Below are 8,201 nucleotides of genomic sequence, written 5' to 3' on the forward strand. Positions count from 1 at the left end.
GGCGGAGGCAACACCCCTCTTTGTATTAACAGTTCCAGGGGTCGTTGCCCGCCGACGGGCCTGCGCGATGAGGCAGGGAGAACACGGGACCGTCAGCCCACCGCGGTGAGCGTGAGCACGCTCGCGTAGTCGCCGGCCGGGGTCTCCAACGGGATGCGCAGGTCGAGCGTGGCGTCCGCCGTCACCGAACCGGACGCGTGTCCCGCCGGCGCGGACACCAGGGTGGCGCCCGCGGTGAGGCCGGAGCCGGTGCCGGGCCGCACCAGCGCACCGGCGACGGCGCCCCCGGTGTTCTCCGAGACCGACGGCGACCAGCCCAGGCTGCTGCCCGGGAAGGACGCCGAACCACCGGTCGCGAAGAAGTCGGTCGCCGTGCCGTTGATGCTCCACGCGGGACCGCCGGCGCGCGTGTCGCTGACGGTGACCCGCTTGAGGTCGCCCGTGGCGGTCAGGGCGCCCGCCCCGGCCTCGGCGGTGCCGAGGCTCACGGCCTCGGAGCCGCCCACGACCGTCCACGTGAACGCGCCGGGCTCGCTCGGGTCCTCGCCCTCGGGCACGGTGACCTCAAGGTCGATGTCGCCCGAGGAGCCGCCCGGCGTCGCGAACGACACCGGGACGCCCAGCTCCTGGGCGGCGTTGGCCGCCGCCCCGCCCGCGGCGTACGTGTAGACGCCGTAGGTGCCGGTCGCGGTGTCCGACGGCGCCGCGGCGAGCTCCGCCGTGAACGTGCCGTCCGGGTTGAGCAGCACGAGCTGCCCGGCCACGTTCGGGAAGTCCGCCTTGACCTGCGAGTACGACGGCTCCGGCAGTGCCCACTTCTGGGTGAGCACCGTCCGGGCGCCTGAGCCGGCGCCCTCCGACGGCCGCCACGGGTTCCCGAAGGAACCGAAGACCACGTACACGCCCGTGGGCGCGCCCGCGGCGACCGGCGGTCGGCCCGAGGTGTTCACGTTGGCCGCCGGGTCGAAACCCGAGCCGGTGGCGGTGACGGTCTCGCCGTCGGGGTCCAGACCCGACGCCTTCGACAGCGTGACGGTCGGGTTCCACTCCTCGGGCTCCTCCGCCGGCGCGCTGGTCTGCGCGCTCACGGTGAAGCTGTCCAGCGCGGCGCCCTCGGCCAGGAAGCCCTGGAGCGCGGCGGCGCCCTCGGCCGTCAGGGTCACGCCGGTCCCGGAGACGGTCACGGCGTCGGCCGCGACGTCCACCGTGGTGGTCGCCACCTCGCCGAGCACCACGTCGTCGCCGCCGTAGGTGCCGGGCTCGTAGCCCAGGTTGTTCTCCGGGATCTCGACGGCGAGGTCGCCCACGAGGCTGCCCGCGCCGCCGTCGACCACGACGGCCACGTCCTTGACCGTCACCGTGAAGGCGTGCGACGGGAAGTGGAAGACGGCGCCGCCCGCGCTCGCGACCGTCAGGTTGTCCGCGTCGGTGACCGTGCCGCCCGTGACGGGCAGGAGGTAGGGCAGGGTCTCGTTCGGCGGGGTGGTGTCGAGGTTGGCGGCCGGCGTGCCGTCCTCGTCGAACTCGCCGGGCGCGACGAGCGTGATGCGCTCGCCGACCGGGACCGCTCCGATGGGCGGCAGGGCCGCCGTCTGGCGCCCCACGTAGTTGCGGAAGCTCTCACGGAAGCCCCAGGCCAGGTCGCCGCTGTCCGCGGTGACGTCGGTCGGCTCCGCCGCGGTGGCGGTCAGTGCGACGAGCGGCGCGGCGGCGAGCGCCGTGCCGAGCGTCGCGGCCAGTCCGGTGGCGATCAGAGCGTGCCCGCGGTGCCGCGTGCGGCCCGCCGGTCTGCTGCGTGTCATCAGTTCTTGCCTTTCTCTGGGGATGGACTGCGGACTGGGGGTCTCAGGGGTCGCGCCGCCGGAAGGGCAGCACGAGCCAGCCCTGCCGGAAGCCGAGGATCGCCACGGACGCGGCGACCAGCAGCACGGCGGTCAGGACGGCGAGCCGGCGACCGGTGGCGCCGCCCGGGATCAGGCCGTCGGGGATCAGGGCGGCGCCGGCGGCGTCGAGCGTCGCGGCCGCGACGGGGAGGAACGAGGCGGGGGTGTCGGGATCGGGCGTGGTGGTCGTGCCGCCGCCCGTGCCGGAGCCCGAGCCTGGTCCGGCGCCGGAGCTTGAACCGCCGCCGTTGCCCTCGGGACCGGTGGTGGCGGGCGGGACGGCGGCCGGCGGGTTGTCGGCGCCGCTGCCCCCGCCGCCCGTGCCGGTGCCGCCGTTGCCCGGGCCGGCGCTGCCTACGGACTCCGCGGCGTCGAAGCTGACGCTCACGTTCGCGGGGGTCTTGATCTCGTCCCGGGTGCCGGTGGAGTACCAGAACTCGGGCTCGCCCACGAGCTGGTGGAAGTTCACGAACGCCTGCGGGAACGAGCCCCAGCAGCTGCCGGCCGGGTCCTCGCGGAGCTGCGGCACGCGGTCTCCGGTGCTCGCGCGCACGCCGCAGTAGTCGGGCACCAGGTGCCCGCCGCGGGAGTCGGGGTCGAGGCGGCGTCCGGTGAAGGTGACGAGCGACGTCCGGGTCGACGGCAGCGGCTCCCAGCGGGTCATGTCCTGCTGGTCGGTGCCGTAGCCGCCGAGCGTGCCGGTGAGGGCGCCGTTGCCGGCGGAGTCCAGGCGCAGCTCCGGGTCGGTGACCCACCAGTAGACCAGGCCGCCGTAGAACACCACGGTGAAGCTGCCCGTCCAGCGGATGCGCACCGAGCCGTCGGCCTCGCGCGTGCCGGTGCCGCCGGTGAGCACGACCTCGGCCCCCGTGGTCCGGCCCGCGGCGTACGAGACGGGTCGGCCGTCGGGCGACGTGCAGCGCGTGCTGAACGTGGCGGCGCGCTGGGCGGCGTCCGCGCCCCGGCCGACCGTGCGCAGCACGCGGACGTCGCCCGACCGCCCGTGGTAGAGGTCCTCGTCGGCGGCGGTCCAGATGCGCCCGCCGCCCGTGTTGCCGTCGGTCCCGGGGCGGCCCGCGACCAGGAAGTTGCACTGCCCGGCGAGGTGGCTCTCCGACCCCGCCTGCACGCTCACGGCCCAGCGCAGCTCGGCGTTCGTCAGCCTGCCGTCCTCGCCCTGGCCGGGCGGCTCGGTCCCGTCCTCGGGCACGGTCACCGTCAGGAGGAGGGGACCCTGGTCGTCGGACGTCGCGGCCGATGCCGTGGTCGATGTCGCAGCGGACGTCGCGGCCGACGCCGTGGTCGCCGCGGACAGGAGGAGCGTGAGCGCGAGGGCGGCGGACGTCGCGGCGCTGCGCCGACGGCGGGTCGCGCGGCTCATGCGCGGGCCTCCTGCTCGGCAGGTGTACTTGGTGCGTACTGCTCCGCTGCCGCGCGCCCGGGTTCGGCGGGCTCTGTCGCGGCGTCGTCGGCCGGTTCGTGCCCGGCGGCCTCGCCCGCGCTCGGCTCTCCGTCGTTCGTGCGTGCGTCGTTCGTGCCTGCGTCGTTGGTGCCTGCCTCGTTGGTGCCTGCGTCGTTGGTGCCCGCCTCGTCCGTGCCTGGGTCGTTCGTGTCGTCGACAGGTTGTTCCGCGTCCCGCTGGGCAGTCTCCGGCTCCGGAGAATCCTGCTCGGTCGCGTCCTGCTCCGCCCGGCGGCGGTCCGCGCGCCGCTTCAGTGACGTGACCAGCGACGACAGGATCACGACGAGCAGCAGCAGGGCCGCGACACCCACCGCGATCTCCTCGGGGCGCCAGGTGCCGTCGGCGTTCGCCCCGGCGCCGCCGTCGGCCCCGGACGCTCCACCCGCTCCCGTTCCCGCGGCTCCCGTCCCCGCGGCCCCCGCGGCCTCGGCGGCGGCCTCCGCGGCCGAGACCTCGGCCGGGTCGCGGGTGACCGTCACCTCGGTCTCGATCGTCGTCCCGGAGGAGGCCCCGGAGAGCCGCAGCACGTGCGTGCCCGTGCGCAGGTCCGAGGGCAGCTCCAGGAGGCCCGCGACCTCGCCGTGGTTCCCCGCGACGAGCGGCCCGACAGCGACCAGGCCGTCGTCGAGCGTGACGCTCACCTGCTCGCCGGGCTCCAGGCCTTGGGCGCCGAAGCTCAGCACGCGGCCCACGACGGCCGTGGCCTGGTCCACGCCGAGGCTGGCATCGGCCGGGCGGCCCTTCGAGTCGTCGGAGCCGACGTCGTCCGAACCGGAGCCGTTGCCCGACCCGGTGCCGCCGGACTCGCCCGCCTCGGACCCGGCCGCGTCGTCCTGCGCGCTGCCCGACCCCGCGCCGTCGCCCGATCCCGACCCCGCGCCTGAGCCTGAACCCGAGCCGGCGAACGTCACGGGCGTGAACGTCTCGTTGTTCGCATTGCGCACCCCGTGCGCGCCGATCGTGATGATGCCGCACTGCACGGCGACGCAGTCCACGGTGGAGCCGTCGGCCGCCTTGAAGCGCGCGCCGGGGATCACGAGGTCGGTGGACCAGGTGCCGTCCGCGGCGATGGTGCCGCCGTTCGCCTCGGCCTCCGTGCTCGACCCCGGGAAGGCGACGAACCGCTGGTAGCCCGCGTTCTGCGCGGTCTCGGCGTCGGGCACGTAGCGGTAGGTGTCGCCGGACACGCCGCCGCGGCTGGGCGCCCACGACCCGCCCGACGGGTCCGAGACCCAGCCGAAGAACACGTACACGCCGCCGAAGGCCTTGGGCACCGACTGGAACCCGCTGCCCGAGATGCGCACCGTCGAGGCCGTGCCCGGGTCGGGCTGCCCCGAGACGGCGACGCGTGCGGCGGCGTGCGCCGTCAGCACCGGGCCGAGCAGCGCGAGGGCGACCACGACGACGAGGGCGACCAGGGAGATCGCCGGACGGGGCAGGTGACGGGAGGTCATGCGGGGTCCTCGCTGAGGGCGTCGGTTCGGGCAGGGGTCCGGGCGGGGACCCGGGCAAGGATTTCGGTGCGGGCCTGCGCGTGGATCAGGTCGGGGGTCCCGGCGGGCGCCGGGGCGGGCTCTCCGCCGTCGCCGCCGTGGCGGGGGAGCACCAGCAGCGCGCCCGTCAGGGGGTGCCGCACCACGTCGACGGGATGCTCGTAGACCCGGGTCAGCAGGTCGGCGGTGAGCACGTCGGCAGGGGCGCCGAGGGCGGCGACCCGGCCGCCGTCGAGCACCAGCACGCGGTCCGCCCAGGCGGCGGCGAGCGCCAGGTCGTGCAGCACGACTACGACGGCGCCGCCCTCGGTCGCGTGCCGCCGCGCGTGGCGCAGCAGGTGCTCGGTGTGCCGCACGTCGAGGGCGGCGGTCGGCTCGTCGAGCAGCAGCAGGGTGGTGTCCTGGGCGAGCAGCCGCGCGAACGAGGTGCGGGCCTTCTCGCCGCCCGACAGCGTCGGGAAGCGCCGCCCGGCCAGGCCCGCGACGTCGGCGGCGTCGAGCGCGCGGGCGACCACGGCGTCGTCGTCGGCCGGGGTACCCGAGCCCTGCCTGCCGGAACTCTGCCACGGCGCGCGCCCCATGCGGACCACGTCGATCACCCGGAACGGGAAGCTGACCTGGTTCTCCTGGAGCAGTACGGCCCGCAGGCGGGCCAACTCGGCGGGCCGGACGGCGCCCAGCGGGGTGCCGGTCCAGGCCGCCTCGCCGGCGTCGGGGGCGCGGTCGCCGGCCAGGACGGAGACGAGCGTGGACTTGCCGGCGCCGTTCGGGCCGACGACGACGAGTACCTCGCCGGGGCGCACGTCGAGGTCGACGTCGTCCAGGAGGACGGCGCTCCCGGCCTCGACCCGGACCCCGGTCAGCGTCAGCAGCGCGCTCATGCCCAGCCCCCCGCGGTGCGCCGGGTGCGGCGGATGAGCCAGAAGAAGAACGGGCCCCCGACCAGCGCGGTGAGCATGCCGATCGGCAGGTCGGCGTAGCCGACGGCGGTGCGCGCCACGAGGTCGGCGGCCAGGAGCAGGACGGCGCCGCCGAGCGCGCTGAGCGGCACGAGCACGCGGTGCGCCGGGCCGACGGCCATGCGGACCAGGTGCGGCACCACGAGGCCGACGAACGCGATGATGCCGCAGAACGCGACGCCCGCGGCGGTGAGCACGGCGACCACCACGATGCTGAGCACGCGCAGGCGCTCGACGTCGACGCCGAGGTGCCGCGCCGAGCGCTCGCCCAGGGACAGCAGGTCCAGCCGGCGGGCCAGCAGCAGAGCGCCGACCAGACCGACCAGCACGAGCGGCGCGACCACGCCGACGTACGCCCAGCGGGTCCCGTTGAACGAGCCGAGCTGCCAGAACACGATCTGCTCGCGGGCCTGCGTGTCGCCCAGGAAGGTGGTCAGGGCCAGGCCCGCGCCGCACACGGCGTTCACGGCCACGCCGGTGAGCACGAGCGTGACCACCTCGGTGCGGCCCGCCGACCGGGCGAGCCCGTACACGAGGAACGTCGCGCCGAGTCCGCCCGCGAAGGCCGCAGCGGCGGTGGTCCAGGGGCCGAGGGCGGTCAGCCCGAGCACGATCGTCACGGACGCGGCCACGGCCGCGCCGGACGAGACGCCGACGACGCCGGGCTCCGCCAGCGGGTTGCCGAACACGCCCTGCATGACGGCGCCCGCCGTCGCGAGCGCCGCCCCCACCAGCGCCGCCATCACCACGCGCGGGAACCGGATGGTCCACAGCGCGGCGTCGCCGTTCGGGTGGGACGGCATGGGGCCGACGTCGATACCCGCGTGGTGCAGCAGTGAGCCGATCACCTCCGCGGGCGGCACGTGGAGCTGCCCGGACCCGGCGGACACGACCGCGAGCACGCCGAGCGCGACCACGAGGCCGGCGGTGACGACCGCGGTGCGGGCCGGTCGGGCGGGCGGCAGGACGCGGACGTCGGTCTCGACCGGGGTCACGAGACGCTCTCCGGGGCGTAGAACGCGCGGGCCAGCGCGTCGAGCACGTCCGCCGACCTCGGCCCGAACGACAGGATCTCCGTGTCGTCCATCGCGACGAACCGCCGGTTCTCGCCCGCCGGCGTCTGCGCCAGGGCCGGCACCTGCTCCAACAGGCCGTCGACGCCGCCCACGGACTCCAGCCCGCCGGTCATCAGCAGCACGAGGTCGGGCTGCATGGAGATCAGCCCCTCGTCGTTCAGGGGGCGCATGCCCTTCCAGCCCACCTCGGCGGCGGCGTCGATCCCGCCCAGGCCCTCGATCAGCGAGTCCGCCCCGGACTCGTCGCCGAACAGGTAGTAGACGCCGGACTGACCGCGCACGTAGAGGAAGATCACGCGCGGCCGGACGGCGGGGTCGGCGGGCGCGAGCGCCGCGACCTGCGCAAGCGTGTCGTCGACGGCGGCCTCGGTGCGCTCGGCCAGGGCGGCGCCCTCGGCGGGCAGGCCCAGGGCCTCGCCCGTGGCGCGGGCCAGGTCGGCGGAGGTCTCCAGGCTGCGGTGGCTGTCGAGCACCACGACGGGGATGCCGGCGTCGCGCATCTGCAGCACCACGTCCCAGGGGCCGAGCGTGGTGTCGGTGAGGATGACGGTGGGCGCCAGGTCGAGGATCGCCTCGCCGGTGAGCTCGTGGCCGTTCGACGTGACGAGCGGCCGGTCGGTGATCTCCGGGAAGCCCGATGAGACGTCGCGGCCCACGACGCTGTCGCCCAGCCCGAGCTCGAAGACGATCCGCGAGAGCGAGCCGTACAGGTCGAGCGCCAGGATCCGGCTGGTGTCGGTGACGGTCACCTCGGTGCCCTGCGCGTCGGTGACGGTCGCGGGCAGCTTCGGCCGGGGGTCGTCGGTGATCGGGTCGACGGGACGGTCGGGCGTGCCGACGGTGATCTCGCCGGTCCAGGCGCGCGGGTCGGCGATCGGCTCCAGCGCGCTCAAGGGTTCGGTGCCGACGACGGCGCCGCCGTCGTCCGCGTGCCCCGCCAGGGGGAGCTGCAGGCCGCACCCTGCGACGAGGACGGCGATGGCGAGCAGTACAGCGGTGCCGATGGCGCGGCGTCGGTGGGCCGGCTTGCTCGGGGTACGCGTCGCGGCGCGATCGGGGCCGGCTCCGGACAGGCGCAACATCGGACAGCTCCCTCGTACGCCGGGACGGTGCCCCGGTATGGAATTAGGTGTGCCTAACTTAGGCGAGGCGAGCCTGATTAAGTCAAGCCAGGTCGGCACTTGAGGTGATAAATCACCCGAGCCCCCGACCTCTGACGGGCCGGTGTTTGGCCCCACAAGTTTTTCTCACCCGGGGGAGCACCCCTTACAAGACCCCTGTGTTCCCCCCCCCCTGTGGTAGGGGGGGTACAAAAAGGGCGTTCCGGA

The 8,201-nt window shown here is 75.2% G+C and carries 6 protein-coding genes; all 6 read right to left on the reverse strand.

Going from position 1 to position 8,201, the window contains the following annotated elements; all coding sequences use genetic code 11:
• Positions 1–92: 92 nt before the first annotated feature.
• The 6 genes from ACFV9Q_RS03970 to ACFV9Q_RS03995 are packed head-to-tail and all read right to left on the reverse strand — an operon-like array spanning position 93 to position 7,955.
• Entirely contained in the window at positions 93–1,802 is a 1,710-nt protein-coding gene (locus ACFV9Q_RS03970; protein ID WP_377233256.1) for an HtaA domain-containing protein, read from the reverse strand.
• Between the two features lie 43 nt (positions 1,803–1,845).
• The gene (locus tag ACFV9Q_RS03975; RefSeq protein ID WP_377233257.1) at positions 1,846–3,264 is read right to left on the reverse strand and encodes a hypothetical protein; all 1,419 of its coding nucleotides are present in this window, start codon (positions 3,262–3,264) and stop codon (positions 1,846–1,848) included.
• On the reverse strand, positions 3,261–4,799 hold the full coding sequence (locus ACFV9Q_RS03980) for a hypothetical protein (protein ID WP_377233258.1): 1,539 nt from the start codon (positions 4,797–4,799) through the stop codon (positions 3,261–3,263). Before ACFV9Q_RS03980 ends, ACFV9Q_RS03975 begins: the two co-directional genes overlap by 4 nt.
• The gene (locus ACFV9Q_RS03985; protein ID WP_377233259.1) at positions 4,796–5,719 is read right to left on the reverse strand and encodes a heme ABC transporter ATP-binding protein; all 924 of its coding nucleotides are present in this window, start codon (positions 5,717–5,719) and stop codon (positions 4,796–4,798) included. Before ACFV9Q_RS03985 ends, ACFV9Q_RS03980 begins: the two co-directional genes overlap by 4 nt.
• Positions 5,716–6,762: a FecCD family ABC transporter permease gene (locus tag ACFV9Q_RS03990; RefSeq protein WP_377233447.1), complete on the reverse strand. Its 1,047-nt coding sequence runs from the start codon at positions 6,760–6,762 to the stop codon at positions 5,716–5,718. Before ACFV9Q_RS03990 ends, ACFV9Q_RS03985 begins: the two co-directional genes overlap by 4 nt.
• Positions 6,763–6,788: 26 nt before the next feature.
• Complete coding sequence (locus ACFV9Q_RS03995; protein ID WP_377233260.1) at positions 6,789–7,955, reverse strand: hemin ABC transporter substrate-binding protein; 1,167 nt, start codon at positions 7,953–7,955, stop codon at positions 6,789–6,791.
• Between the last annotated feature and the right edge of the window lie 246 nt (positions 7,956–8,201).

Source organism: Promicromonospora sp. NPDC059942 (assembly GCF_042731755.1).
Taxonomy (GTDB): domain Bacteria; phylum Actinomycetota; class Actinomycetes; order Actinomycetales; family Cellulomonadaceae; genus Promicromonospora.

Coding starts and splice junctions, on each gene's coding strand:
- ACFV9Q_RS03980 (WP_377233258.1), bottom strand. CDS start 4,799: ATGACCTCCCGTCACCTGCCCCGTCCGGCGATCTCCCTGGTCGCCCTC.
- ACFV9Q_RS03995 (WP_377233260.1), bottom strand. CDS start 7,955: ATGTTGCGCCTGTCCGGAGCCGGCCCCGATCGCGCCGCGACGCGTACC.
- ACFV9Q_RS03975 (WP_377233257.1), bottom strand. CDS start 3,264: ATGAGCCGCGCGACCCGCCGTCGGCGCAGCGCCGCGACGTCCGCCGCC.
- ACFV9Q_RS03985 (WP_377233259.1), bottom strand. CDS start 5,719: ATGAGCGCGCTGCTGACGCTGACCGGGGTCCGGGTCGAGGCCGGGAGC.
- ACFV9Q_RS03970 (WP_377233256.1), bottom strand. CDS start 1,802: ATGACACGCAGCAGACCGGCGGGCCGCACGCGGCACCGCGGGCACGCT.